General features: G+C 60.3%; 23 protein-coding genes. 9 read left to right on the forward strand and 14 right to left on the reverse strand.

Features of this window, described 5'->3' with window-relative positions; genetic code table 11:
• The first annotated feature begins 14 nt into the window (after nucleotides 1-14).
• Together HYP802_RS0119410 and HYP802_RS0119415 are read left to right on the forward strand one after the other, a co-directional pair.
• On the forward strand, nucleotides 15-941 hold the full coding sequence (locus HYP802_RS0119410; protein WP_024276364.1) for an ABC transporter ATP-binding protein: 927 nt from the start codon (nucleotides 15-17) through the stop codon (nucleotides 939-941).
• On the forward strand, nucleotides 938-1,699 hold the full coding sequence (locus tag HYP802_RS0119415) for an ABC transporter permease (protein WP_013949386.1): 762 nt from the start codon (nucleotides 938-940) through the stop codon (nucleotides 1,697-1,699). Before HYP802_RS0119410 ends, HYP802_RS0119415 begins: the two co-directional genes overlap by 4 nt.
• A 12-nt stretch (nucleotides 1,700-1,711) precedes the next feature.
• Here the strand turns inward: HYP802_RS0119415 and HYP802_RS0119420 are convergent, their stop codons facing one another.
• Both HYP802_RS0119420 and HYP802_RS0119425 read right to left on the reverse strand, forming a co-directional pair.
• Nucleotides 1,712-3,184 carry an aldehyde dehydrogenase family protein gene (locus HYP802_RS0119420; protein ID WP_024276365.1) on the reverse strand — a complete coding sequence of 491 codons (1,473 nt, stop codon included), beginning with the start codon at nucleotides 3,182-3,184 and terminating at the stop codon, nucleotides 1,712-1,714.
• Nucleotides 3,185-3,219: 35 nt separating this feature from the next.
• On the reverse strand, nucleotides 3,220-4,557 hold the full coding sequence (locus HYP802_RS0119425) for an aminotransferase class III-fold pyridoxal phosphate-dependent enzyme (RefSeq protein WP_013949388.1): 1,338 nt from the start codon (nucleotides 4,555-4,557) through the stop codon (nucleotides 3,220-3,222).
• 247 nt (nucleotides 4,558-4,804) lie between these two features.
• On the opposite strand from HYP802_RS0119425, the gene HYP802_RS0119430 reads away from it, so the two are divergent.
• The 5 genes from HYP802_RS0119430 (at nucleotide 4,805) to fabG (ending at nucleotide 10,849) form a co-directional block, all read left to right on the forward strand.
• Nucleotides 4,805-7,087 carry a propanediol/glycerol family dehydratase large subunit gene (locus HYP802_RS0119430; RefSeq protein ID WP_013949389.1) on the forward strand — a complete coding sequence of 761 codons (2,283 nt, stop codon included), beginning with the start codon at nucleotides 4,805-4,807 and terminating at the stop codon, nucleotides 7,085-7,087.
• Nucleotides 7,084-7,512, forward strand: a complete 429-nt coding sequence (locus HYP802_RS0119435) for a diol dehydratase small subunit (RefSeq protein ID WP_024276366.1) — start codon at nucleotides 7,084-7,086, stop codon at nucleotides 7,510-7,512. The genes HYP802_RS0119430 and HYP802_RS0119435 overlap by 4 nt, the downstream gene beginning before the upstream one ends.
• A 10-nt stretch (nucleotides 7,513-7,522) precedes the next feature.
• Nucleotides 7,523-8,218 carry a cysteine hydrolase family protein gene (locus tag HYP802_RS0119440; RefSeq protein ID WP_024276367.1) on the forward strand — a complete coding sequence of 232 codons (696 nt, stop codon included), beginning with the start codon at nucleotides 7,523-7,525 and terminating at the stop codon, nucleotides 8,216-8,218.
• A 203-nt stretch (nucleotides 8,219-8,421) separates the two neighbouring features.
• A complete protein-coding gene (locus tag HYP802_RS0119445; RefSeq protein WP_024276368.1) occupies nucleotides 8,422-9,969 on the forward strand; it encodes an APC family permease in 1,548 nt (515 codons plus the stop codon).
• Between the two features lie 100 nt (nucleotides 9,970-10,069).
• The gene (fabG, locus tag HYP802_RS0119455; RefSeq protein WP_024276369.1) at nucleotides 10,070-10,849 is read left to right on the forward strand and encodes a 3-oxoacyl-ACP reductase FabG; all 780 of its coding nucleotides are present in this window, start codon (nucleotides 10,070-10,072) and stop codon (nucleotides 10,847-10,849) included.
• A 45-nt stretch (nucleotides 10,850-10,894) separates the two neighbouring features.
• Here the strand turns inward: fabG and HYP802_RS0119460 are convergent, their stop codons facing one another.
• The 7 genes from HYP802_RS0119460 to HYP802_RS0119490 all read right to left on the reverse strand — a co-directional run bounded on the left by HYP802_RS0119460 (nucleotide 10,895) and on the right by HYP802_RS0119490 (nucleotide 18,759).
• A complete protein-coding gene (locus HYP802_RS0119460; protein ID WP_013949394.1) occupies nucleotides 10,895-11,974 on the reverse strand; it encodes an AraC family transcriptional regulator in 1,080 nt (359 codons plus the stop codon).
• A 129-nt stretch (nucleotides 11,975-12,103) separates the two neighbouring features.
• A complete protein-coding gene (locus tag HYP802_RS0119465; RefSeq protein ID WP_024276370.1) occupies nucleotides 12,104-13,171 on the reverse strand; it encodes a phosphotransferase in 1,068 nt (355 codons plus the stop codon).
• Nucleotides 13,172-13,331: 160 nt separating this feature from the next.
• On the reverse strand, nucleotides 13,332-14,759 hold the full coding sequence (locus tag HYP802_RS0119470; RefSeq protein WP_013949396.1) for a gamma-aminobutyraldehyde dehydrogenase: 1,428 nt from the start codon (nucleotides 14,757-14,759) through the stop codon (nucleotides 13,332-13,334).
• Between the two features lie 32 nt (nucleotides 14,760-14,791).
• Entirely contained in the window at nucleotides 14,792-15,610 is an 819-nt protein-coding gene (locus HYP802_RS0119475) for an ABC transporter permease (protein ID WP_013949397.1), read from the reverse strand.
• Nucleotides 15,600-16,538, reverse strand: a complete 939-nt coding sequence (locus HYP802_RS0119480; RefSeq protein ID WP_013949398.1) for an ABC transporter permease — start codon at nucleotides 16,536-16,538, stop codon at nucleotides 15,600-15,602. The genes HYP802_RS0119475 and HYP802_RS0119480 overlap by 11 nt, the downstream gene beginning before the upstream one ends.
• Nucleotides 16,535-17,545 carry an ABC transporter ATP-binding protein gene (locus tag HYP802_RS0119485; protein WP_013949399.1) on the reverse strand — a complete coding sequence of 337 codons (1,011 nt, stop codon included), beginning with the start codon at nucleotides 17,543-17,545 and terminating at the stop codon, nucleotides 16,535-16,537. The genes HYP802_RS0119480 and HYP802_RS0119485 overlap by 4 nt, the downstream gene beginning before the upstream one ends.
• 59 nt (nucleotides 17,546-17,604) lie before the next feature.
• Nucleotides 17,605-18,759, reverse strand: coding sequence for an ABC transporter substrate-binding protein (locus tag HYP802_RS0119490; RefSeq protein ID WP_013949400.1), 1,155 nt, complete (start codon nucleotides 18,757-18,759; stop codon nucleotides 17,605-17,607).
• Nucleotides 18,760-19,052: 293 nt separating this feature from the next.
• Here HYP802_RS0119490 and HYP802_RS0119495 point away from each other — a divergent pair, with 293 nt between their 5' ends.
• Nucleotides 19,053-19,445 carry a LysR family transcriptional regulator gene (locus tag HYP802_RS0119495; protein WP_013949402.1) on the forward strand — a complete coding sequence of 131 codons (393 nt, stop codon included), beginning with the start codon at nucleotides 19,053-19,055 and terminating at the stop codon, nucleotides 19,443-19,445.
• A 7-nt stretch (nucleotides 19,446-19,452) separates the two neighbouring features.
• Here HYP802_RS0119495 and modC read toward each other — a convergent pair whose 3' ends face one another.
• The 5 genes from modC to HYP802_RS0119520 form a co-directional block, all read right to left on the reverse strand.
• A complete protein-coding gene (modC, locus tag HYP802_RS0119500; RefSeq protein WP_013949403.1) occupies nucleotides 19,453-20,139 on the reverse strand; it encodes a molybdenum ABC transporter ATP-binding protein in 687 nt (228 codons plus the stop codon).
• Entirely contained in the window at nucleotides 20,136-20,834 is a 699-nt protein-coding gene (gene modB, locus HYP802_RS0119505; RefSeq protein ID WP_013949404.1) for a molybdate ABC transporter permease subunit, read from the reverse strand. The genes modC and modB overlap by 4 nt, the downstream gene beginning before the upstream one ends.
• A 39-nt stretch (nucleotides 20,835-20,873) precedes the next feature.
• Entirely contained in the window at nucleotides 20,874-21,626 is a 753-nt protein-coding gene (gene modA, locus HYP802_RS0119510) for a molybdate ABC transporter substrate-binding protein (RefSeq protein WP_244421062.1), read from the reverse strand.
• A gap of 229 nt (nucleotides 21,627-21,855) precedes the next feature.
• On the reverse strand, nucleotides 21,856-22,983 hold the full coding sequence (ada, locus tag HYP802_RS0119515) for a bifunctional DNA-binding transcriptional regulator/O6-methylguanine-DNA methyltransferase Ada (RefSeq protein ID WP_085941695.1): 1,128 nt from the start codon (nucleotides 22,981-22,983) through the stop codon (nucleotides 21,856-21,858).
• A 59-nt stretch (nucleotides 22,984-23,042) separates the two neighbouring features.
• Nucleotides 23,043-24,428 (reverse strand): PLP-dependent aminotransferase family protein, encoded by a 1,386-nt coding sequence (locus tag HYP802_RS0119520; protein ID WP_013949407.1) that lies wholly within the window; start codon nucleotides 24,426-24,428, stop codon nucleotides 23,043-23,045.
• Nucleotides 24,429-24,683: 255 nt separating this feature from the next.
• Here HYP802_RS0119520 and HYP802_RS0119525 point away from each other — a divergent pair, with 255 nt between their 5' ends.
• Complete coding sequence (locus HYP802_RS0119525) at nucleotides 24,684-25,085, forward strand: DUF983 domain-containing protein (RefSeq protein ID WP_013949408.1); 402 nt, start codon at nucleotides 24,684-24,686, stop codon at nucleotides 25,083-25,085.
• Nucleotides 25,086-25,117 lie beyond the last annotated feature (32 nt).

Genomic DNA, 25,117 nt, shown 5'->3' on the forward strand with positions numbered 1-25,117 from the left:
GAACAGTCCTGAATATGACAACGATCATTCGCGTTGCCGATCTCTCGAAAACCTACGCCTCCGGCTTCACGGCCCTGAAAGATATCAATCTTGAGATCAAGCAGGGCGAGATCTTCGCTCTGCTCGGTCCAAACGGCGCGGGCAAGACGACGCTGATCAGCACGATCTGCGGCATCGTCAATCCTTCAGCCGGAAAGATCACCGTAGATGGCAAGGATATCGTCACAGACTATCGCGCCGTTCGCGCGATGATCGGCCTCGTGCCGCAGGAACTCTCGACCGACATGTTCGAGACGCCGTGGGCGACCGTCAATTTCAGCCGCGGACTGTTCGACAAGCCACGCAATCCGGCGCTCGTCGAAAAGGTGCTGCGCGATCTTTCGCTGTGGGACAAGAAGGACGCGCGCATCATGACGCTTTCCGGCGGCATGAAGCGGCGTTTGCTCATCGCGAAAGCGTTGGCGCATGAACCGCGCATTCTTTTTCTCGATGAGCCGACGGCCGGCGTCGACGTCGAACTTCGCCGCGAAATGTGGAACATCGTCCGAGAGCTGCGCGCAACGGGCGTCACCATTATCCTGACGACGCACTACATCGAAGAAGCCGAGGAGATGGCTGACCGCGTCGGCGTCATCGCCAAGGGGCAGATCATTCTTGTCGAAGAAAAGAACGAGCTGATGCGCAAGCTCGGCAAGAAGCAGCTTAAGTTACAGCTGTCCGCTCCCGTCGACGTTATTCCGGAAACGCTCGGTGCATATGGCCTGCAGTTCGGCGCCGACAAGAGCGAGCTGATCTACACCTACGACACACGCGCTGAGCGTACCGGCATCACTGCGCTGCTGAACGACATGCGCGCGGCCGGCATCACGTTCAAGGATCTGTCGACGACGCAAAGTTCGCTGGAAGATATTTTCGTCGATCTCGTGAAGGAAAAGCGATGAACATCGAAGCCGTTCGAGCCATCTATATCTTCGAGATGTCGCGGTGGAAGCGGACATTCATGCAGAGCGTGATTTCGCCGGTTCTTTCGACGTCGCTCTATTTCATCGTGTTCGGCGCAGCGATCGGCTCGCGGATATCGAACATCGAGGGCGTCAGCTATGCGGCGTTTATCGTGCCGGGGTTGATGATGCTGTCGTTATTAACGGAAAGCACGTCGAACGCTTCGTTCGGCATCTATTTTCCGCGCTTCACCGGGACGATCTATGAGCATCTGTCGGCGCCGATCTCGCCGTTCGAAATCGTGCTCGGTTATGTCGGCGCGGCGATGACGAAAGCGGTCCTACTGGGGCTGCTTATTTTAGCGACGGCGAGCCTGTTCGTGCCGATTCATATTGCGCACCCGTTCTGGATGCTGGGCTTTCTGATCCTGACGGCCGCGACCTTCAGCATGCTGGGGTTCGTCATTGGCGTCTGGGCGGACGGCTTCGAGAAGCTGCAAGCGGTGCCGCTTCTCATCATCACGCCGCTCGTGTTTCTGGGCGGCACGTTCTATTCGATCAAGATGCTGCCACCCGCTTGGCAGACGGTGACGCTCTTCAATCCGATCGTCTATCTCATCAGCGGCTTTCGCTGGAGCTTCTATGAGATTTCGGACGTAAACGTCGGCGTCAGCGTGCTGATGATCTTTGTGTTTCTCGCGATCTGCATGAGTATCGTCTGGTGGATCTTCAGGACGGGCTATCGCCTGAAGGCGTGACGGCGAGAGCCGTCAGCCTTTCAGATACCAGCCCCAAGGATCGCTGCTCAGATATTTCGTGATCTGCTTGGGCTCCAAAAAGTTGTTAAGGCCCCACGTTCCGAGTTCGCGGCCAATACCGCTTTTCTTGACGCCGCCCCACGGCGGCTCAAGGAAGTTCGGCTGCGAGCAGTTGATCCAGACGACGCCCGCTTCAAACGCATCGGCGATGCGCTCGGCGCGCTTGTGATCCTGCGACATGACGGCGGCGGCGAGACCGAACTCGCTGTCGTTGGCAAGCTTCAAGGCTTCGTCTTCGGTTTCGAACGTCGAAACGACGAGGACGGGGCCGAAGATTTCTTCGTTCCAGATGCGCGCGCTGGATGGCACGTCGGCGAAAATCGTCGGCTCAAGGAAGTAACCCTCATTGAGATGCGACGGCCGCGCGCCGCCCGTCACGAGCGTCGCCTCGCTCTTGCCGACATCGATATAGTTCAGGACCTTGTCGTATTGAGTCTTGCTGACGAGTGGTCCAAGCAGCGTGCCCGGCGCCATGCCATCGCCGATGGTGATCTTCTTGGCTTCTTCCGAAAGGCGGTCGATGAGTTTTGGCGCGATGCCTTTCTCAACGGTCATACGCGAGGTGGCGCTGCAAACCTGTCCCTGGTTCCAGAAAATGCCGAACATGACCCATTCGACGGTCTGCTCGATATCGGCGTCATTAAATACAACGATGGGTGACTTGCCGCCGAGTTCGAGGCTCACGCTTTTCACATCGCGGGCGGCGGCGGATGCCACGGCAATGCCGGTCGGCACCGAGCCGGTGAAGGCCAGCTTGCGCACGTCTGGATGCGTTGACAGCCGTGCGCCGGCGGTAGCGCCGTAACCCGTAACCACATTCAAGACGCCGTTGGGCAAGCCGACTTCGGCGGCGATACGGCCGAGTTCCAGCGCCGTTAAAGGCGTATATTCCGATGGCTTCAAGACGACGGCGCAGCCGGCGGCAATCGCTGGCGCAACCTTCCAGGCGGCCATCAACAGCGGATAGTTCCACGGAACGATGAGACCCGCGACGCCGGCCGGCATATATTTCACGCGCGACTGAAAGCGCTCGTCCGGCACGCCGATGACTTCGCCCTGGCGACCATCGAGCTCTTCGGCATAGGTTGCATAGAGATTGAAGCAGTAAGCGGCGTCGCCCACGTCCCAAAGTGCTTCGGGCAGCGGCTTGCCGTTATCGCGGACTTCGATTTCCGCCAGTGCCTGCTTCTGCTCTTCGATTTTCGCTGCGATGGCGCGGAGATATCCGGCGCGATCATGGCCGGAGGTGCGTGACCAAGGGCCGGCCATTGCGGATTTGGCAGCGACGACTGCGGTGTCTATATCCGCCGCTGTTCCTGCTGCGCACTTGTGAAACACGCGCTCATCGGCGGGATTGATGACGTCGAGCGTGCCGCCCTCACGGGCGTCGGTCCACTTTCCGTCGATGAAAAGCTTCGATTGCATTACGGCTCCTGCTTGAAACGAAACACGGTGGGGCGTCAGGATGCGTCGGCCAACGCGCCCCTCAATCCGTCGAGAAAGATATCGGCGTGCTCGCGATTAAAGCAGAGCGGCGGACGGATCTTCAAGACGTTCCCATGGCCGCCTGCTATGCCAATCAGGATGTTGCGGTCACGCATGCCGTTGACGATTTTCTCGGCAGTGTCGCGATCGGGTTCGTGCGTCTGCGTGTCCTTGACGATGTCGACGCCGATATAGAGCCCGGCACCACGAACGTCGCCGATACAGCCTCCCTCGGAACCGGCGATGCGAATTTCCGAGCGCAGATAGGCACCCGTCTCGAAACTGTTCTGCTGCAGGCCTTCGTCTTTCAGCACATCCAAAACGGCTATTCCCGCGGCGGCTGCGACCGGATTGCCGCCAAACGTGTTGAAATAGCCGGACGTCTCACCGAAGGTCTTCAGCAGGTCGGGCTTGATGGCGACACCACCCATCGGAAAGCCGTTGCCCATGGGTTTGCCCATGATGACCATGTCCGGCACGAGGCCGTGCCGGTCGAAGCCCCACATTTTTTCGCCCGTGCGGCCAAATCCCGGTTGCACTTCGTCGGCGATGTAAACGCCGCCCGCAGCATGCACGGCTTCCAACGTTTCTCTCAAGAATCCGGGTTCGCCGGGAAAGACGCCGTCGCTCGAAAAGATGCTGTCGGCGATGAAGCCCGCAAAGCGTATGCCGATGGCATTCATTTTTGCGATGGCCGTGCGAACGTCTCGCGCCAAGCGCCGCCCGACGGCTTCGGAAATCTCGCGATAGGTGTCGGGTGCGGGTACGACGAAAACGTACGGCGGGCGAGGCTCGGCGCTGGCGGAGGATGGCGAGATTTCAGTCACGGCCGAGGTGTTGCCGTGATAGGCGTTGTCGGTAACGATGAAGCCGGTTCCACCAGTCACCGCGCGGGCGACGCGAAGGGCAAAGTCGGCGCTTTCGCTGCCGGTACAGGTGAAGACGATATTCGAAACGGCGGCCGGCATCGTCCCGAGCAACCGCTCCGCATAGGTGTAGACGTTCGAATAGAGATAGCGCGTGTGGGTATTAAGCGTGCCCATTTGACGGGCAACTGCCTCAACGATGCGCGGGTGGCAATGACCGACGGACGGCACATTGTTATAGGCATCGAGGTAACGCGTGCCGTCGGCATCGTGAAGCCACACGCCTTCGCCGCGCACGAGGTTGAGCGGCTTTTCGTAGAACAGCATGGAGGTCGGGCCGAAGGTCGCCCGGCGTCGGCCGATCAGCGTTACCACCTCCGGCGAGAGCCCCGCGGCCGCGTTCATGTCGAAGGCGTTGAGCTCGAGGATTTTTTTTGTGACTTCCATGCGGACCTCGGAGAGGCTCCTTCATAATGCGGTGCCGTTTGGCACATTCCCAATGGCTATATAGGCGTCCCGCGGTCTTGCAGCTTGACCGTCAATTGCATTGTCTGTTCAGTTTGCCGGCTTGGTCGCCGTTGGCCTTGCCTGCAATACGTCAACTTCAGGGCGGCTAAGGTCAAATCCCGGCGCGGATACCGGGGTATCGTGACTGCGATTCAATTCGATGCCGCCATCGCAGAGAACAGACGCCATGACCGAAGAGTCGCACGTCCGCGCCAATCGCTGGAAGCGGTTTTCCGACTGGGACGAACGACCGCTGCGTCTCGACAAGTTCGCCATCGAGGACGCGTCGAGCGGCTTTGCCGCTTTCAACAGTCCCGACGATCCCAAGCCCGGTCTTGCGATGGGGAAAGGCGTCGTCGAATCCATGGATGGCGTCGCCGTCCGCGATTTCGATATGATCGACATCTTCATATCGAAGTATCATCTCGATCCTGAAATCGCGCCGGAAGCGATGGCCATGCCGTCGATCGAGGTGGCGCGCATGCTCGTCGATATGAACGTGCCGCGCAGCACGCTCGTCAGGCTGGCGCACGGCATGACGCCCGCGAAGCTTGCCGAAGTCGTTGCGCATCTGTCGTCGCTGGAGATCGCGTTCGCCTACGGCAAGATGCGGGCGCGGCAGACGCCGGGGAACCAGGCGCACGTCACGAACGCCAAGGACGACCCGCTGCAAATGGCGGCAGACGCCGCAACGGCCGTCGCGTTCGGCTTCGACGAGATCGAGACGACGATGCGGGTGGCGCGGAATTCATGGTCGAATGCCGTCGCCTGCGCGGTTGGAGCCTCGGTCGGGCGTTGGGGCACGCTGTTTCAGTGTTCGAGCGAGGAAGCCGAAGAGCTGAAGATCGGCATGGCGGGCTTCACCTCGTATGCGGAAACGCTGTCGGTTTACGGCACAGAAAAGAGCTTCATCGACGGCGACGATACGCCCTGGTCGAAGGCGTTTCTGGCTGCGGCTTACGCGTCGCGCGGTATCAAGATGCGATGCACGTCCGGCGCCGGGTCCGAGTTATTGATGGGATTTCACGAGCGCAAGTCCCTGCTTTATCTCGAAGCCCGCTGCCTTTGCCTGCAGCGCGCCATGGGCGTGCAAGGCACGCAGAACGGTGGCGTCGATGGCGCGCCGGTGACCTGCACGGTTCCCGGCGGCATGCGCGAACTGATGGCGGAGAACCTGATTGCTGTCTGGCTCGACCTCGAATGCGCGTCGGGCAACGATGCGCGAGCGACCGAATCCGAAATTCGCGTCGGTGCGAAAATTCTGCCGTACTTGATCGCCGGGTCGGATCTCATCTGCTCGGGCTTCGGCTCGATCCTGAAGTACGACAACTCGTTCAACCCGTCCCTGCTCAACGGCGAAGAGCTGGAGGATTATCTGGTCCTGCAGCGCGACTTCGAGGCCGACGGCGGCCTGACGCCCGTCGGCGAAGCGCAGATCATGGATCTCCGCGCCCGAGCGGTGGACGCCATCAGCGCGGTTCTTGAAGAGCTGGGCCTCGCCAAGCCGACCGCCGACATGAAGCAGAGCGTTATTGCTGCATCCGGCTCGGACGAGACGCGGACGTTCTCGGGCCGGGAAGTCGGGCAGATCAGCGAGACGATCTTTGCGCGGTCGATCACGGTCATCGACGTCATCAAGGCGCTGGCGGCCCGCGGCTTCCGCGAGGAAGCGGAAAACCTGTTAAAGCTGGTGCGCCTGCGGGTCTCAGGTGACTACCTGCAGACCTCGGCTGTCGTCCGCGACGGCAAGATCGTCAGCGCCGTCAATGATCCGAACGAGTACCAGGGGCCAGGCACGGGCTACCGCGTCAGCGAGGCCCGGCGTGAGGAACTGGTCGCCATCCGCGATGTGCTGACCCGGCAGGAAGTGCTCCGCGGCGAAGCACAATATCGTCCGGCCGAAGTGACCCGCATCGCCTATCGTCCGGTCGGACCGGCGGCGGTGACCGGCAATCCGCGCGAGGTCGTCATCGGCATCAGCCCGGCGTTCGGGGTGAAGCTGTTCCAGACGGTCGCGGGCCATCCGCTGTCGGCCATTCTGCGGGTGTTGATCGCCGGGATCACGGAAGGCGGCTGCACGGCACGGGTCGTGCGCATGCTGCATACCGCCGACACATCATTTCTCGGCCTCAGCGCGGCTCGGCTGGCGGGGTCCGGCGTCGGGATCGGGATCCAGGCGAAAGGCACGGCGGTCATCCACCAGAAGGACCGGCTGCCGCATAACAACCTTGAACTGTTCTCGAACTCGCCGATTACCAAGCTCGACCATTACAAGCGGATGGGCCTCAACGCGGCCGCCTATGCGCGCGGCGAAATGCCTGAGCCCGTTATCGTGCCGACGCGCGGTGAGGCCATGGGCTCCCGCTACCACGCCCGCGTTTCAATGATTTACGCCATCGAAACCGAGATGACATCGGAAGGCGCCGAGCCCGAAGAGATCGACATCAAATTCCTCGGAGCGGCAGCATGAGCGACAAACCTCTTTCCGTTGCCGATTATCCGCTGGCCGAGCGACGCCCGGACATCGTCGAAACGAAAACCGGCAGAACGCTCGACGACATCAGCCTCGACGCAGTGTTGACCGACAAGGTCGGGCTTGAAGATCTACGGATCACGGGCCGGGCGCTGCGGCAACAGGCCGAGGTCGCGAAAGCCGCCGGGCGGCCGACACTGGCGGCCAACTTCCGGCGCGGCGCCGAGCTTGTGGACGTGCCGCAGGACGTAATCATGCGGACTTACGAGCTGCTGCGCCCCGGCCGAGCGGGGTCGAAGGACGAACTGCTGGCGGCCGCCAAGGAGCTGCGGGTGGTCTATGGCGCCAACGGCGTCGCGGCCTTCATCGAGGAAGCCGCAGACGTTTATGAGCGCCGCTCTCTCTACAAGAAGCGATATTGAAAGGTCACGCATGAGCTGGAAGACAGCCTACCGGTCCATTTATTACGACGGCGCGCCGGAGCCAGCCGATCCCGACCTTTCCAAAGCCCACACCGCCCTCCTCATCATCGACGTCCAGAACACATACCTCGAACGGCCGGACCGGGCGTCGCTTTCGGCCGAAGACCAACGCCGGTACGACGCCTGGACGCCTTTCCACGACCGCATGCATCAAACCGTGCTGCCGCGAACCAAGGATTTGCTCGCGACCTTCCGCAAAAACGGCATCGAATGCCTGTTCGCCCGCATCGCCTGCCACACCAAGGACGGGCGGGACCGGTCGCTATCGCAGAAGATGCCGGGCTGGAACAACCTGCTGCTGCCGAAAGACGAGCTGCCGTCGCAGATCGTGCCGGACCTTGCCCCTGTCGGCGATGAAATCGTCGTGACGAAGACAACGGATAGCGCACTGACGGGAACGAACCTGCGCCTTATCCTTACCAACCTCCGGATCAAGACCGTCGTCTGCTGCGGGATCTTTACCGACCAATGTGTCTCATCGACGGTGAGGAGCTTGGCGGATGAAAGTTTCGCTGTCGTCGTGGTCGAGGACTGCTGCGCGGCTGGCTCGGACGAGCTGCACCATAAGGAGCTCGAGATCATGAATATGATCTACTGCCACGTCATGTCGAGCACGGAACTCAAACAGATCATGGGCCTGGGCTGAAGTAGGTCAAGTTTTGACAGCGCAATGTCAAACCTTGCACTGCGCCGCACATATACGCTCGTCGACTATGTGCGCACTGCCTGGAATACCTGATGCATGGCGATCCGCCATGAATCACCGCCGGATAGTACGTGTACGATTTAATATCGCGCCGAACAGATCCTGGATGTTCGGCTGACCACAACCCAGGGGGAGTAGCCAACGTGACATCACCAAACACCAGTACTCTCGAAGCCACAGAGAGCTTCGATGTAAGTAAGGATGGGTCGGTCGACAAGTTGCACGCCAAGGCCATCGGCTTGATTGGCGTGTTATTCTTGACGGTGACCGGCGCCGCACCCGAATCCGCCATGCTCGGCAACGTGCCGTTCGCAGCGGGCTTCGGCAACGGCATTTATGTTCCAGCGGCGTTCCTGCTCGCCACGATCGTGCTGACGATCTTTTCCGTCGGCTATGCTGCGATGGCGAGCAAGGTCTCCTCAGTCGGCGGGTTCTATTCCTTCATCAGCTTGGGTCTTGGTCGGGATGTGGGTATGGCGGCGGGCATTGCGTCGCTGGCGTCCTACAGCGTGTTCGAAGCCTCGCTGACGGGTCTGTTCGCTTTCTTCGGCAACTCCTGGCTCCAATCCCACTTCGGCATCAATGTGCCGTGGATCTATCTCGCTCTCTTCGTCGTCGTGCTGACTTCGATTCTCTCCTATCAGGACGTGCAGCTTTCGGTGAAGGTCTTGGGCGCGGCCCTGGTGTTCGAAGTCATCATGCTGACGATCTTCGACGTCGGCGTGTTCCTCGCAAAGGGTCCGGGCGCATTCAACCTTGAATCGCTCAACGTTCTCCACGTCATGACCCCGGTGGTAGCTCAGAAAGTCGGCACGGTTGATATCGCAGCCGGCGCGGCGGCGGTCGGCGTCTTCATGGCGTTCTGGTCATGGGTCGGCTTCGAGATGGCGCCGAACTATGCGGAAGAATCGGTCGACCCGAAGCACATCATCCCGCGGTCTCTGTATTATTCCGTCATCGGTCTCGGCATTTTCTACATCATCACAAGCTGGTGCGCGATCTCGGCCTATCCGACCGAGGGCGAGATGCTGGCGAAGGCGGTAGGCGATTCCGGCAACTTCTTCCTGTCGCCGCTGACGCAGTTTGTCGGACAGTGGGCCAACGAAGCGATGGCTCTTTTGATCCTGACCAGCTCGTTCGCCTGCAGCATGGCGTTCCACAATACGGCAGCCCGCTACATGTACTCGCTCGGCCGCGAGGGCGTGTTGCCGGGCGTTCTCGGCAAGACGCATCCGACGCACAAGAGCCCCCACGTGGCATCCGTCGTCCAGACAATGCTTGCTGCCCTGTGGATTATCTTGTTCGCCTACTTCACGGGAACCAATGACCCGAACGCGCAGGCATATCTCGGCGTGTACACGATGCTCGCTGTTCTCGGCACAATGCTCCTGCTCATCCTGCAGGCCGTCGTCTCGATTGCGATTATCGTCTACTTCCGAGCCAACCATCCTGGTGAAGTCAACGTCTTCGCCGGCCTTATTGCACCCGTCATCTCGTTCATTTCGCAGGTGTATCTTGTCTACCTGCTGGTCGTGAACCTTGAGACCTTCGGTGGAACGGGCGGATTCGGCGGCCGCATTCCACTGATCGCATTCATCATTCTCGGTATCGGTCTGGTCTGGGGTCTGGCGCTGCGGGTGATCTCTCCTGCCGCACACGCCCGCATCGGCCGTATGGTCCTGAACGATTAGTCGATACGTTCATATAAAACGAAACCGAAAAAAGGCGGACGCTGAACCTCGGCGGCCGCCTTTTCATCAAGTAACCGCACGAAAAAGGGGAGCAAGCCCAATGCTCACATCTATCGCAGGCAAGTCGGTCATCGTGACCGGCGCCAGCAAAGGGATCGGCAAAGGTATCGCCAGCGTGTTCGCGAAGAACGGCGGCAAAGTCTTCGTCGTGTCCCGCCATCTCGACGAAGCGGAGGCGACGGCCGAAGAATTCCGCAAGGCCGGCGGCATTGCGAAAGGCTTCGCAGCCGACATCACCAGCATGGGCGACATGCAGATGCTCGCTGAAGCGGCAGCGAGCGCTCACGGCGGCGTCGACATTCTTTGCGCCAATGCCGGGATCTTCCCGCAGACCAAGATCGAAGACCTGTCGCCGGAAGACTGGGATTTCGTTTCCTCGACGAACCTCAAGGGCACGTTCCTACCGATCAAGGCCTGCCTGCCGTATCTCAAGAAATCGGACCAGGGTCGGATCGTCATCACGTCGTCGATCACCGGACCGGTCACCGGCTTTCCGGGCTGGGCGCACTACGGTGCAACGAAAGCCGGTCAGCTGGGCTTCATGCGCACGGCATGCATCGAGTTCGCGAAATACGGCATTACCGTCAATGCGGTTTTACCGGGCAACATCAAGACGGAAGGCCTGGCTGCACTCGGACCCGACTATGAGAAGTCGATGGCGGCATCGATCCCGCTCAACAAGCTCGGCACCGTGGAAGACATCGGCTATGCGGCGCTGTTCCTTGCTTCGAAGGAAGCCGCTTACATCACCGGACAGACGATCATCGTCGATGGCGGCCAAATTTTGCCGGAGAGCATGGATGCCCTCGCACAAGCTTGAGTCGGTGCAGGGTTAGATTAAGCGCCGCGAGCGCGTCGCCGAAGATCAACCGTGGTTACGGAGAACTTCGGCACGTAGCGCTCGCGGCGACAGCCCCGTCCAGCGGCGGACCGCACGACTGAAAGCGGAAAGCTCGGAATATCCCACCAGAAAAGCGATTTCGGAAAACGACAACTGGCGCTGGCGCACATAAGATAACGCGAGATCGCGGCGCGTGTTCTCGACCAGCGTGCTATAGCTCAGGCCGTCGTAATGAAGTTCGCGTTGGATGGTCGAGAGCGGCAGTCGCAGCTCGGCAGCGACGCCTTCAATCGGCGGAAACCCTTCAGGCAGCTTGGCGCGGACGGCGCTCCGGACACGGTCAGTCACGCTAAAGCGGACATCCTGGCGTTCAGACAGCCGTTCGAGACAAAGCTTCATCGCCGACATCAGCCGCGGATCGGCGGCCGGCATGATGTGCCGCAAAATCTGCGGGCGGAAGACGATGGCATTTGTCGGTTGGGCGAAGAAAGCAGGTGCCGCGAAAGCGCGTTCATGCTCGCGCCACTGTTCCGGCTTGGGATGCTCGAAATGGACTTCTTCGGGCGCCCAGCTCTGCCCCATCGCCTCGCGAATGAAATTCAGGAACATACCGAGCGACAGCTCGGCATCCTGGCGGCGCTCGACGATTTGAGGAGCATCGACCCGGTATTCCAGCCGCATCAGGCCTTCTGGCGACATCTTGAGCGCCATCGAGGACGACTGCTGGTGCAGCGGAAAGAGACCGACGAGAGTTTCGAGCGCCGCGCCTACCGTCGGCGCCGACAACGAGGCGTAGCCCCAGAGACCGAGATCGCGCGGATCAAAAGCGTGGCCGAACCACAGTCCGAAGTTATCGTTGCGCGTGATACGCGCGCTTTCCTCAAACAGGCGGCAATAGGAACTGAGGCTGAGCTGAAGCGTCGGCGATCCGGCCATTTCCGGCGAGATGCCGGCATTGCCGAAAATGCGATCGACGTCGCCGCGCTGGCGTTCGATAAACTTGACAATGCCGGTTGCGGCGGACGCAAGGACCGAGGGATCGGCACCTCTGCCAATCGCGCTGCCGGCGTCCGACGCCATTGTATCGCCAATACTGGTTCCCATCGGTTCCTGATGAGAAGATGCCTATCTCGAAGAGAAAAAGGCTATCAGATGCCGCCGCGTGGTCAACCGGCGCGCACGCTGAATTATTCGGCATTCAATACTAGCAACTGCACAATTGCGCTGCAGCAATCAGCCGAACAGGCGACCAAGAACGCCTTTTTTGGGGACTGGCGCCGCAACCGTGCTGACGTTGGGCCGGCCGTACGCTGAGAGATATTTTTCGCAAAGCGGTATCGACTCGCGCGTGTAGTCGACGCCCATAGACTGCGCCAACTCTGTCTCCGAGTGCGAACCAATCCAGGCGACGAGCAGCAGGCGGCGCAGCATCACGAATGTCGCGATTTCGTTCTCTTCCTCGGGACTTAAGGCGCCGACGCGGCGATAGCCACGCACCCAAGCCTGCAAAAGCTCTGGCACCTCCGGTGTGTGCTCGAAGAAGGAGACAGTGGTGGCGCAATCGTAAAGCAGCCAGGAGAAGCCGCTATCATCGAAATCGATCACCTTAACGGTGCTGCCATCCATCAGGAGGTTGGCAAGGCGCATATCGCCATGAACGAGATTGAAACGGTCGGGCGATTTGCCGAAGGCTTCAAGGCGCTGCTCGATCAGGGCGACGGTTTCGGTGAAGGCTTCCATCGCCTCCGACGTCATGCCCATGCCGTTTTTCCAATAGCCCCAATGCGGGCGGCTGCCGAGACTGGTCTCGAAATCCCAAGAATGACGTTCGAACCAGACAGGGCGGCGCCATTTGCGGACGTGGGCGTGCATGCGCGCGGCCGTCTCGCCCAAAAGCTCAAACCCTGCGACGTCCGTGCGCTCGGGCTCGGCGCCATTTTCCCAATCGAAGAGCACCACATTGCGCGGATTGGGCAGGCCTTCGCCTGCAACGGTCTGGATGTATTCACCGTCAAGGCCGCGGACAGGCACCGGCGTGGCAACGCCGCCGGTTTCGCGCAGCGATGCAAGCCAGGCCAGTTCCGACGCAATCGCCGTGCGCGAATGATATCCCTCGCGGTGGACGCGCAGCGCCCACTTGCGGCCGGTGCCGTCTTCGACCTTGTACGTTGCGTTTTCGGATACGTTGATGAGTTTGACGGGGACACCGTCAGGCAGCCCAAACCTCTTTACCGAGCCTTCGGCCACACTTTGCAGGCGTTGCAGCAGCTCTTCGTGGGTTAGTTCGGCGGCGCCCGTCATTGTCGTTTCGAAATCCCGTGTGTTCCCGTGCGATCCGTCTCGTCGACCACACCAATTTCCGTTGAGAGCACACTATGAAGCGACGGCAAAGAGGACTTGACCCCTTCGCCGCCGCAGTTGACAGGGCAGCGCATCGTGCTGCCGCGCAATATTTACAGGATCAGAGCTTCACCATCACGTGACGCGGCACGGTGTAATCCTCAAGCGCGTACATCGAGAGGTCTTTGCCGTAGCCCGACATTTTGAGACCGCCGTGGGGCATCTCGCTGCAAAGCATGAAGTGCGTGTTGACCCAGGTGCAGCCATACTGCAGGCGGGAGGCGACCTTCATTCCCTTGGCGATATCCGACGTCCAGACCGAGGATGCGAGGCCGTAGTCGCTGTCGTTCGCCCAGGCGATGGCTTCCTCCGCGTCGTCGAACGGCGTGACCGAAACGACCGGGCCGAAGACTTCCTTGCGCACGATTTCGTCTTCCTGCTGCGCACCGGCAATAAGCGTCGGCTCGAAGAAGAAGCCTTTGCCCGTTGGCGCCTTGCCGCCAGCCGCAACGCTGACATGGTTCAACTGCGACGCACGCTCGACGAAGCCCTGCACACGGCCCTTCTGAGCTGACGAGATCAGCGGGCCGAGATCGTTGTCGTCGTCATTCGGTTGGTTGAACTTCAGGCTGCTAACGGCGCTGGCGAGATCGGCGACGAGATTGTCGTAGACCTTCTTGCCGGCGTAGATGCGGCAAGCGGCGGTGCAATCCTGACCGGCATTGTAAAAGCCGAAGATCTTCACGCCTTCGACAACGGAAGCAATGTCGGCGTCGTCGAACACGATGACCGGAGCCTTGCCGCCGAGTTCGAGATGTGTGCGCTTGATGTTCGAGACCGCAGCTTGAAGCACTTTCTGGCCGGTCCCGATGCTGCCCGTCAGTGAAACCATCGCGACCTTGGGATGGTTGATGAGCGCCGAACCGGTGGTCGCGCCCTTGCCGACGACGATGTTGACGACGCCTTCGGGGAAGATGTCGGCGATGAGCTTGCCGAGTTTCAGCAGCGTCAGCGGCGTCTGCTCGGACGGCTTCAGCACGATGGTGTTGCCGCCTGCGAGCGCGGGGCCGAGCTTCCAAGCCGCCATCATCAGCGGGTAGTTCCAAGGTGCGATCGAACCGACGACGCCGACGGGATCGCGGCGGATCATCGACGTGTGTCCGGCGAGATATTCGCCTGCGACGGGGCCGTGCATATTGCGAACGGCGGCGGCAAAGTAACGGAAGCAATCGACAATCGCGGGCATCTCGTCCTGAAGAACCCGGATACGCGGCTTGCCGGTATTCAGCGCTTCGAGCGCTGCGAAGGCTTCCGATTCCTTTTCGACCGCATCGGCGAGCTTCAAGAGCAGGGTCGAGCGTTCGGCGGGCGTCGTCTGCGACCAGGTCTTGAAGGCCTTTTCGGCAGCGCTGACGGCCGCATCGACCTGCGCGACGGACGCGTCAGGAAGATTGGTGATGACCTCTTCCGTCTTCGGGTTGACGATCGGTTCGGGCGCGTCGGTTCCGGCAACGAAGTCCGAACCGATCAGCATGTTTGTTTCGAGCATGGTTTTCCTCCAATGATCGCTCGGGCGCCTCGTTACTTCGAGGAGCCGCCAGTGTGTTCGCCTTCCCGCGTCAGGTAGTAGGCCGCGAGAATGGGCAATAGTGTTACGAGAAAGACGAAGACGGCGACGACGTTCGTCACCGGCCGCTGCCGCGGACGGATCAGTTCGGACAGCATCCAGATTGGCAATGTCGTCTGTTGTCCGGCCGTGAACGTGGTGACGATGACCTCGTCGAACGATAGCGCGAATGCGAGCATGCCGCCTGCGAGCAGCGCGGTGCCGATTTGCGGCAGGATGACATAGCGGAACGTCTGGAAGCCGTCGGCGCCGAGGTCCATCGATGCCTCGACAAGATTGCCTGACAGCCGCCGGAAGCGTGCCACCGCGTTATTGTAAACGACGACGATGCAGAACGTGGCGTGACCGAGCATGATCGTCCAGACCGAGAACGGTATGCTCATGATGTCGAAGGCGGAGCGCAGCGCGATACCGGTGATGATGCCGGGCAGTGCGATCGGCAGCACGAACAACAGCGAAATCGTTTCGCGGCCGAAAAATTTCGCGCGGGAGAGTGCAGCAGCCGCAAGCGTGCCGAAGATCAGCGCGAGAATGGTCGCGATAGCCGCGACTTGCAGCGACAGATAGAGCGGCGGCCAGATATCGGGCCGTGAATTCCAGGCGACGCCGAACCACTTCGTAGTCAGCCCCGGCGGCGGAAATTCAAAGCTCTTTTCCTCGGTCGTGAAGGCATAGAGGAAAATGAAGAACAGCGGCAGGTGCAGGAACAGCAGTCCGGCAGTCGCCGAGATCCTCAGCCCAAGAGGCGATTTCGTCTTGCCGTTAGAGGACATCGAAGGCCCCCATGCGCTTTGCCATCCAGAGATAGAAGGCCATGATCACCATCGGCACGACGGTGAAGGCGGCAGCCAGCGGGATATTTCCGGCCGTGCCCTGAAGTGTATAGACTGCCTGGCCGATCATCAGGCGGGAGTTGCCGACGATCTGCGGGATGATGTAGTCGCCGAGCGTCAGCGAAAACGTGAAGATCGAGCCGGCGACGATTCCCGGCAGCGCCAAGGGAAAGATCACCGTGCGGAACGTCTGTCCGGGCTCAGCGCCGAGATCGGCTGAGGCTTCGATGAAATTCGCCGGAACGCGCTCGAGCGCAGCTTGCGTCGGCAGGATCATGTACGGCAACCAGATGTAGACGAAAACCAGGAACGTGCCCAGATAACTAAACGACAGCGACGGGCCGCCAATGACAGGCAACGCCAAAATGCCGTCGAGCAGCCAATTGAGATGCAAAATCCCGGCGAACCAAGTGATGACGCCTTCTTTCGCGAGGATGAGCTTCCAGGCATAGACCTTGACGAGGTAGCTCGACCACAGCGGCATCATCACCGCCAGGTAGAAGAGCGCCTTCATCCAGCCCCGCGCGTAACGGGCGGCGTAATAGGCAATCGGAAAAGCGATGAACGCGCTCGCGATCGTTACCAGCGCCGCCATCGTGACCGTGCGCACGATGATCTGGACGTTCGAGCCGTCGAAAAGCTGCTCGTAGGTCGAGAGCGTAAATTCGTGGACCACGAGGCCGGAGAAATCGTCGAGCGAATAGAAGCTTTGCAGGAGCAGCGCAAACAACGAGCCGACGTAGACGATGCCGATCCAGAGCAACGGCGGCGTCAGCAGCAAGAACGTCAGTAGCTGCGGGCGGGAGAAGAAAACGTCCGATATGGCGCCGGCAAACCCGCGCCGCGTCTCCTGGGCGACCACCGTCACGCGCCGTCTCCCATCGCGATCATGGCTGCCTTCGGCCAGACCAGCATGACGCGCTCGTCTTTGTGGAGTGTTGCACCTGCCGGGATCGTGGCGATCAAAGGCAGTTTTTCGGTCACGACGGTGACGCGGGTCACTGCGCCTTGATAGCTGACGGCGCTGACCGTGCCCCTAGCGGAGGCATAGTCGGCAGCGACGGTGGCGCTTTCCGGTACGACGTCGATCCGTTCGGGACGGAGGCTCGTCCAGGATGACGCGCCGCCATGAGCGGCGGCGAATTCCGGCGGCAGCACATTCGAGGAACCTACGAAATCGGCGACGAAACGGGTTGTCGGACGCTCATAGACGTCGGACGGCGTTCCGACCTGAACGATCTTGCCTTCGTTGAAAATCGCGACACGGTTCGCCATCGAGAGGGCTTCGCCCTGGTCGTGCGTGACGAAGACAAACGTGATGCCTAGGCTCGTCTGCAGGGATTTCAACTCTTCCTGCATCTGCTCGCGCAGTTTCAGGTCGAGCGCGCCGAGCGGTTCGTCGAGCAGCAGGACCTTCGGGCCGTTCACGAGGGCGCGGGCCAGAGCAACGCGCTGACGCTGACCACCGGAAAGCTGCGCCGTGCGGCGCGTCTCGTAACCGGCGAGCTTGACGAGGGCGAGCGCATCTTTGGCTTTCGCCTCGCGCTCGGCTTTCGCAACGCCCTTGATCATCAGGCCATAGGCGACGTTCTCGCCGACGGTCATGTGCGGAAAGAGCGCGTAATCCTGGAAGACGGTATTGACGTTGCGGCGATAGGGCGGGACGCCCTCTGCGGTTTCGCCGAAAATCTCGATGTGGCCTTCGTCAGGCTGCTCAAACCCGGCGATCAGCCGGAGGCACGTCGTCTTGCCGGAGCCCGATGGGCCAAGGAGCGCGAAGAATTCGCCCGGCTCAATGTCGAGCGAGACGCCGTCAACGGCACGCACGGAGCCAAAGCGACGCGATACGTTCTGGAAGCGGACTGCTGGAGACATGAAACTCTTTTGGGTCGTGCGGCCGGCCGTCAGATGGCCGACCGCAGGACGTGTAACCTTTATTTACCGAGGATCGCGATGAAATCTTTCGCCCACTGGGAATAGGGGACGCAAGAGCTTTCCTTTTCACACTTCGCCGTCGGTGTACGCCAGAACCAGATCTTTTCGAAGTTCTCAGATCCGTTCGTTTCGCAGCCCTTGTCGCCAAGCAACGCATTGCCCTTACAGGCGGCGGGAACGGTCGGGACGGAACCGAACCAGGACGCCAGATCGCCCTGCAGCTTCGGGTTCAGTGAGTGCTCCATCCATTTGTAGGCGCAGTTCGGATGGGCGGCATTCACATGCATCATGGTCGTGTCGGCCCAGCCCGTGGCACCCTCTTCCGGAATGGTCGAGGCGATGGGCTTCTTGTCAGCCTGGAGAAGGTTGACCTGATACGGCCACGACGACGAGGCAACGACGCCTTCGTTCTTGAAGTCATCGACCTGGACGGTGGCATCGTGCCAATAGCGGCCGATCAAGGCGCGCTGCGACTGCAACAGCGCAATGGCTGCGGCGTACTGCTCCTTATTCAGCTCGTATGGGTTCTTGATGCCAAGCTCGGGCTTCTTCTTGCTGAGGAAGAGCGCAGCATCGGCGATATAGATCGGGCCGTCATAGGCCTGAACGCGGCCTTTGTTGCTCTTGCCATCCGGCAGCGTCTGCTCTTCGAACACGACCGACCAGCTCTTCGGCGGCTCCTTAAAGACTGTCGTGTTGTAGGCGAGGACGTTCGGGCCCCATTGGTACGGGACGCCGTAATGGACGCCGTCGACGGTGTGCCATGGCGCATTCTGAAGGCGCGGATCGATGGTCTTCCAGCTCGGGATCAGGTCGATGTTGATCGGCTGGACTTTCTTGCCCGCGACGAGGCGAAGTGAAGCGTCTCCCGATGCCGTGACGAGATCGAAGCCGCCCTGGTTCATCAGGGTGACCATTTCATCGGACGTCGCTGCGGTCTTCACGTTGACCTTGCAGCCCGTTTCCTTTTCGAAGCCCGTGACCCAATCGTAGTTCTTATCGGACTCACCACGCTCGATGTAGCCGGGCCAAGCGACGATATCGACCTCGCCCTCGCCCGGTCCGATGGATTTCAAAGGCTCGCCCCAAGCGGAGAAGCTGCCCAACAAAAGAATCGCTGACGATGCTACTAGTGTCTTCCGGGTGGGCGTCATGTGTGCTTACTCCTCCGATTGCACGCCGCGACGAAGCGGCGGGCACCAAGAGCCGCCCAAACCTCTTCGCCGGTTATACCGGAAGGGATGTTAGTTCAGGATTTTCGGACACGCCAGAGAGGCCTGAAGCGACTCGTTTGCTGAGCAGATGCGAAAATGTCCTGTGGTCGCAATTGGTTGTCACGTAGGATGCGCCAATGCGCTCTTAACGGAACATGCTTCCTGCCGGATTGGCCAAACGATGAAAGACCGGCGAGCTTCAGCGCCTCTCCGAAAATACGACACGGTGCGAAATGACAGTCATTAAGATCCGGATCGACTTCGACGACGACCGCTACATCGGTCATGGGCGGATTCAGCTCTTGGAGCTGATCGGCCAACATGGCTCCATCGCCAAGGCAGCGAAGGCCATGGACATGTCATACAAGCGCGCCTGGTATTTGATGGACGCGTTCAATTCGATGTTCGCCGATCCGCTGATCGAGCGCCAGCATGGCGGCAAGGGCGGTGGGGCCGCGAAGCTCACCCCGTTCGGCGCCGAGCTGGTCCGTCAATACCGGGAAATGGAAGCCAGAGCGTTGACCGTCTTCGCGAAACCGCTCTCGGCGATGGAGAAGCATCTGGCGGAAGTCGAAAAGCCAGCAGCCAAGCCACCGAAAAAAGGATCGCAGCCAGCGCGGACGTGATCGCGAGCTAGCGGCTCAACACCTCGGCGGGCGTGCCCACGGCGACTACTCGGCCATCTGCAATCTTAATGACGCGCGACGCCAGTCGGTGCACCTCGTCTGTGTTGTGCGTCACAAAAACGATCGGCACCTTAAATTCATCGCGGACGCGCTCGATCAGGGTCATGATTTCCATGCGTCGCGCGTCATCGAGGCCCGACAAGGGTTCGTCCATCAGCAGAATGCGCGGCGAGGACAAAAGCGCCCGCGCCATAGCCACACGATGCTTCTCGCCGCCCGAAAGCGTTGCGGGTCGTCGCTTCAAAAGGTGGCCGATACCAAGCACGGCGATAATCGCGTCTTCGGGCAAAGCGTTGCCTTCGCTCCGCCTGAACCATTGCCCGAACTTGATGTTCTGCCGGACGGTGAGATGCGGGAAAAGCTGGGCGTCCTGAAAGACCAGCCCGACGCGGCGGCGATGGCTCGGCACGAAGATGCCGGCTTCGATATCGGTCAGCACGTGACCAGAAACAACGATGCGGCCTTTGGCAGGCCGGTGAACGCCAGCGATCATATTCAAGACCGACGTCTTGCCCGAGCCGGACGGCCCGAAGAGCGCCGTCAGCGGACAATTGCTCTCGAAGGCGATGTCGAGGGTAAAACCGTTTCGCTTTTGAAATGCCCAGACGCTGAGTGCCGGCTCTATGCTCGTCATTCGAATACGGCAATCCGCTTCTGGATGCGGCGGTTCAGCATTTCGGACACGATCAACGCGACCATCGCGATGAAAATCGAGACCGCCGCCAGCCGGAGAGCCTGATAGTCGCCGCCCGGCACTTGCGTATAGGTGTAAATCGCCGAGGGTATCGTTTGTGTTTCGCCTGGGATGTTGGAAACGAAGGTGATCGTCGCGCCGAATTCGCCGAGCGCCTTCGCGAAACAGAGAATGGCGCCGACCAGGATTCCGGGCAGCGCCAACGGCAGTGTCACAAGTGTGAAGGTCCACCAGGCATTGGCGCCGAGCGTAGACGCCGCTGTTTCGAGGCGGCGGTCGATGGCTTCAAAAGAAAGCCTTATCGCACGCAGCATCAACGGAAAGCCCATGACGCCACATGCGAGCGCGGCGCCGGTCCACCGAAAAGAAAAGGTGATGCCGAAAAGGTCATAGAGCTCCCTGCCCACCGGCCCCTGGCGGCCGAACGTCAGCAGCAGAAAATAGCCGGTAACGACGGGCGGCAGGACGAGCGGCAAGTGGAGGAACCCGTCAAGAATGACCTTTCCGGGAAACCGCCACCTCGCGAGAACGTAGGCCAGAAAAAGCGCGATCGGCAGTCCGACAAGCGTTCCGACCGTTGCGACGCGCAGGCTAAGCAGAATGGCCGTCCATTCGTCGGGGGAAAATCCTAGCACCCTGCCTGCCTTTCGTTCGCAATTCCGCGGATCGTTTCGCTATTTGGTGAGAACGGTGAAGCCTTGCTTCGTGAAGAAGGCCTGTGCTTCTGGCGTCTTCAGATAGTTGACGAACGCCGTATCGGCGTCTGCATTCTTCGATGCGGCGATGATCGCAATGGGATAGATGATCGGCGGATGCGTGTCGGCGGGGAACGCGTCGACGATCTTAACCTTGGGCTCGGCAGCGGCGTCCGTTTCGTAGACGATGCCAAGCGGCGCTTCGCCCTGCGCGACGAGCGCCAACGCGGCACGGACGTTGTCGGCTTGCGCGACTTTCGGCTCGACGTCCTTCCAGACGCCCAGCTTTTCAAGGGCGGCGTGGCCATACTTGCCGGCCGGAACCGCTTTGACGTTCGCCATGGCGATGTGATTATCGCCGAGGGTGGCGGCGAGTGGGAAATCCTTCGCGATCTTGAGGTCAATCTTGCTGTCCTTCGGAGCGATCAGGACGAGGCGGTTGCCGAGCAGGTTGAAGCGCGTGTCAGTCTTGACCAGATCTTTTTTCTGGACGTAATCCATCCAGTCGAGATCGGCCGAAATGAAGATGTCGGCAGGTGCCCCCTGCTCGATCTGCTTAGCGAGCGCGGATGAACCCGCGTAAGAGATGACGATCTTGTTGCCGGTGCTCTTCTCATAGGCCTTGACGGCGTCGTTGAGCGCGTTCCTCAGACTGGCTGCGGCGAAGATAGTGATGGTTGACGTATCGGTCTTTTGCGCCTGGGCGTCGGCCCAAAGCGTTGAAACCAACATGAGGCCGGCAAGGGCCATACGCAGAGATAGACGTGACAGAATCGACGCCGCGAGCATTTCCAGACCCACCCTGATGATCGATTGCGATATAGTCGCAAGGATATCTAGGACGTGAGCGTTTGCAACGGGTCGTTTGGAAGCATAATCCAGACTTAGTTCAAACTTCGACGCCTAAAGGCCGTCGCCGGGATACGCGACACATGAGGTTCAATCGACCTTCGGTGCGCCATTAACCGCGCGGCTTTGGCTTTTTGGCGCTACCGGCTTCGCGTGCGATCAACATGCTTTTACGCTCCACGCCCCAGCGGTAACCAGCCAGGCTGCCGTCAGCACGAACGACGCGGTGGCAGGGAACGGCGATCGCCAACGGGTTGGTTGCGCAGGCCCTCGCGACGGCCCGGACAGCTTTGGGACGGCCGACCCGGTCAGCAATTTCCGTGTACGTGGCAGTTGCGCCGAGGGGTATGTCCCGGAGCGCCTTCCAGACGCGCTGCTGAAATGCCGTGCCGCGAATATCGAGCGGCAGGTCAACCGGCTGTTGCGGATGCTCGACCAGACCGACGACGTCCGAGACGATTTTTTCGAACTGGCGATCTCCGGCAACGCGTTCGGCGTGGGGAAAAATAGTTTCAAGGTCTGCGATCAGTTGCTCGCGGTCGTCACCGATCAGAATGGTAGCAATTCCCTTCGCGCTGGCAGCGACGAGAATGTCGCCCAAAGTGCTGCGCCCGAATGCGAACGTCAGCACCTCGTTTTTTCCCCCGGCACGAAACGCTTTCGGCGACATACCAAGTGACTCGGCAGCGTTTTCATAAAAGCGCGCGCTCGAATTGAAGCCAGCATCGTAAATTGCTTCTGTCACGGACGTGCTCCTCTGCAATTCCTTGCGAACGGCTTTGCGGCGATGCGCGAGTGCATACTCTTTCGGTGTCACGCCGACGATGTCCTTGAAGATCCGATGGAAGTGAAACCGGCTGAGGCCGCTCGCCTTCGCCAGTTCGTCGAGGTTCGGAACATCGCTGCCGTCCTCCAGCGCACGGCATGCGGCAGCGATGATTTCGGCGCGACGCGCAACCAGCGACATCTCATCGGGACGACAACGCTTGCAGGGGCGAAAGCCTGCGGCTTCGGCGGCCGCCGGCGTTGCATGAAACGCTACGTTCTCGCGCTTAGCGCGACGCGATGGGCATGACGGCCGGCAATAGACGCCCGTCGACTTGACGGAGAAAAAAAACGCTCCGTCGGCGGTTCTATCGCGCACAAGGACGGCGGCCCAGCGCTCTGCATCCGGGTCGGCCGCCTCAGCGGATTTATGTGTAGCTTTATCTTTGCGGGCCATTGCGGTTCGGGATGTCATGGTGCGCGCATCGTAGCGCGAGGCCCATTTCAATACATCCCGAACCTTGCTTTCAAATTTCAGACGATCGCCTTTACGGCGACTGCCGGTTGCGAGATGATGGCCGCGACCTGCTTTAGCGCTTCGACCAGCGACTCGCGGTCTGGTGCGACACCGAGCGAGAGCCGCAGCGCTTCAGGTTCTTCGGTGCCCGTCGCAAAAGCGGAACTCGGGACAACAGAAATTCCTGATCGGCCTGCGTGATCGGCGAAATCCGCAGCACGCCAATGCACCGGCATTTTCAGCCAGATGTGATGGCCGCAGCGGTCAGCTGCGATATTGGCGTCGCCTAGGACTGTTTTTGCCAAACGCTGGCGGGCGATATTTTCATCGCGAATGGCAACAGTCAGATCGTCGACGATGCCCGTCGAAATCCAGCGCGACGCGACAGCGGCATTGATCGGCGGCACCATCAGGTTGACGGCGCGGATGACACCCGCCAGCCGCATCGCCTGGGCTGCGCCGGGCGCAACGACGTAGGCGATACGCAGCGCCGGTGTTGCGCACTTGGACAAGGTCGCAATATGCCATGTCAATTCCGGCGCCAAAGCCGCGAGCGGTGCCAGCGGCTCGAACTGCAGTGCCGAATAAGGATCGTCCTCAATGATCGTCACGCCGTAGCGTCGGGCGATAGCGACGATCTCGCGGCGGCGTTCTTCCGGAAGGGTTGCCGTCGTCGGGTTGTCGATGGACGGGATGACATAGAGCGCCTTCGGCGGCCGTTTCAGGCAGCAGGCCTCGAACGACTGCGGAACGATACCTTTGTCATCCATTGCCAGCGGATACAAAACAAACCCGCGCTGCTGTGCGACTGCCTTCAGCCCAGGATAGGTGACGCAGCCGGCGGCAATCGTATCGCCTGGAGCGAGCACGCATTCGCAAATGGCGAAGAGCGCGCTCTGGGCGCCACTCGCCAACACGATCGACGATGGCCGAACCTGATTGATGCGACGCCCAAGCCATGTTGCCGCCGCGGCGCGATCGGTGTCGCTGCCGGTGCTCTCCTGATAGTGCAGGTGGAGCATGCCATGTTCTTCGGAGAGGAGATTGGCGACGGTCTCTGGAATCAGGCGCTTGAGATTCGCACTCGTCGGCTGTGGGGGAATATTCATGCTGAGATCGACGGCAGGCGGTGATCCGAGACCCAACATGCGGCCATCGTCAATGCGGCGGCGAATAAACGTCCCGCGTCCGGCATTGGCTTCCACAAGTCCTCGCCGCCGCGCCTCGTTGAACGCGCGCGTAACCGTCGTGAGGTCGACCCCCAGCACCTCGGCGATCGTTCTTTGCGGCGGCAGCCGATCGCCGGGCTGAATGTGCCCTTCCTTCAGGTCCGCCTCGATGGCTTCGACAATGCCGCGGTATTTGAGCTGGCTACCTTCAACCAGCCAAGGCTTCCAAGACATTTCCGATATCCTTGAATACAAAAGACATACATTGTTTCAAAATGTATGGCAAATACGCGGAGGTGTAAATCATACAGTGTCGCCACCGTTGACTTCCGAGTCTGACGAAAGTAGCTATTTACTCGTATCTTCTCGTGTTTTGAAGCCTTTTAGACCAAATGACGCATGAGCCATACAATGGCTATCATGTCCGGCCCATAAGCCATACATTATGCGTACACGTGGTCTGAAACTGACTAAAAAAGGATTGTCATCATGTGTGCGGAACATAAATGGCCGGAACTTCCCCCAACGAAAACGGGGCTGTGGGGCCTTTGCCCGCGCTGCGGCAAGGGCAAGATTTTCGACGGATTTCTGACGCTCAAGAGGGCCTGCCCCGTGTGCGGACTGGATCTGTCATTTGCCGATCCGGCCGATGGCCCGGCATTTTTCGTAATGTGCTTCGCTTGTATTCCGAGCGCCTTGTTCGCAGTCTGGCTGGAGGTCGCGCATTCCCCTCCGTACTGGGTGCATCTCGTCACCAGCCTGCCGTTGATCCTGCTGACGTGCATTCCGCCGCTGCGCCCGCTCAAGGGATGGCTCATCGCGAGCCAATACTTCAACAAAGCTGAGGAGGGCCGGCTGGTGTTCAGCAAGGAGCCTCCGAAGACGCCGTGAAACTCCGATCGGGAAGGCGTGAGACATGCGAT

The organism is Hyphomicrobium sp. 802, assembly GCF_000526135.1.
Lineage (GTDB): Bacteria > Pseudomonadota > Alphaproteobacteria > Rhizobiales > Hyphomicrobiaceae > Hyphomicrobium_B.

Coding starts and splice junctions, on each gene's coding strand:
- HYP802_RS0119420 (WP_024276365.1), bottom strand. CDS start 3,184: ATGCAATCGAAGCTTTTCATCGACGGAAAGTGGACCGACGCCCGTGAG.
- HYP802_RS0119520 (WP_013949407.1), bottom strand. CDS start 24,428: ATGTCTTGGAAGCCTTGGCTGGTTGAAGGTAGCCAGCTCAAATACCGC.
- HYP802_RS0119495 (WP_013949402.1), top strand. CDS start 19,053: ATGACAGTCATTAAGATCCGGATCGACTTCGACGACGACCGCTACATC.
- HYP802_RS0119490 (WP_013949400.1), bottom strand. CDS start 18,759: ATGACGCCCACCCGGAAGACACTAGTAGCATCGTCAGCGATTCTTTTG.
- HYP802_RS0119460 (WP_013949394.1), bottom strand. CDS start 11,974: ATGGGAACCAGTATTGGCGATACAATGGCGTCGGACGCCGGCAGCGCG.
- HYP802_RS0119415 (WP_013949386.1), top strand. CDS start 938: ATGAACATCGAAGCCGTTCGAGCCATCTATATCTTCGAGATGTCGCGG.
- HYP802_RS0119465 (WP_024276370.1), bottom strand. CDS start 13,171: ATGACGGGCGCCGCCGAACTAACCCACGAAGAGCTGCTGCAACGCCTG.
- HYP802_RS0119440 (WP_024276367.1), top strand. CDS start 7,523: ATGAGCTGGAAGACAGCCTACCGGTCCATTTATTACGACGGCGCGCCG.
- ada (WP_085941695.1), bottom strand. CDS start 22,983: ATGACATCCCGAACCGCAATGGCCCGCAAAGATAAAGCTACACATAAA.
- HYP802_RS0119475 (WP_013949397.1), bottom strand. CDS start 15,610: ATGTCCTCTAACGGCAAGACGAAATCGCCTCTTGGGCTGAGGATCTCG.
- HYP802_RS0119430 (WP_013949389.1), top strand. CDS start 4,805: ATGACCGAAGAGTCGCACGTCCGCGCCAATCGCTGGAAGCGGTTTTCC.
- HYP802_RS0119410 (WP_024276364.1), top strand. CDS start 15: ATGACAACGATCATTCGCGTTGCCGATCTCTCGAAAACCTACGCCTCC.
- modA (WP_244421062.1), bottom strand. CDS start 21,626: ATGTTGGTTTCAACGCTTTGGGCCGACGCCCAGGCGCAAAAGACCGAT.
- modC (WP_013949403.1), bottom strand. CDS start 20,139: ATGACGAGCATAGAGCCGGCACTCAGCGTCTGGGCATTTCAAAAGCGA.
- HYP802_RS0119470 (WP_013949396.1), bottom strand. CDS start 14,759: ATGCTCGAAACAAACATGCTGATCGGTTCGGACTTCGTTGCCGGAACC.
- HYP802_RS0119485 (WP_013949399.1), bottom strand. CDS start 17,545: ATGTCTCCAGCAGTCCGCTTCCAGAACGTATCGCGTCGCTTTGGCTCC.
- HYP802_RS0119435 (WP_024276366.1), top strand. CDS start 7,084: ATGAGCGACAAACCTCTTTCCGTTGCCGATTATCCGCTGGCCGAGCGA.
- HYP802_RS0119525 (WP_013949408.1), top strand. CDS start 24,684: ATGTGTGCGGAACATAAATGGCCGGAACTTCCCCCAACGAAAACGGGG.
- HYP802_RS0119425 (WP_013949388.1), bottom strand. CDS start 4,557: ATGGAAGTCACAAAAAAAATCCTCGAGCTCAACGCCTTCGACATGAAC.
- fabG (WP_024276369.1), top strand. CDS start 10,070: ATGCTCACATCTATCGCAGGCAAGTCGGTCATCGTGACCGGCGCCAGC.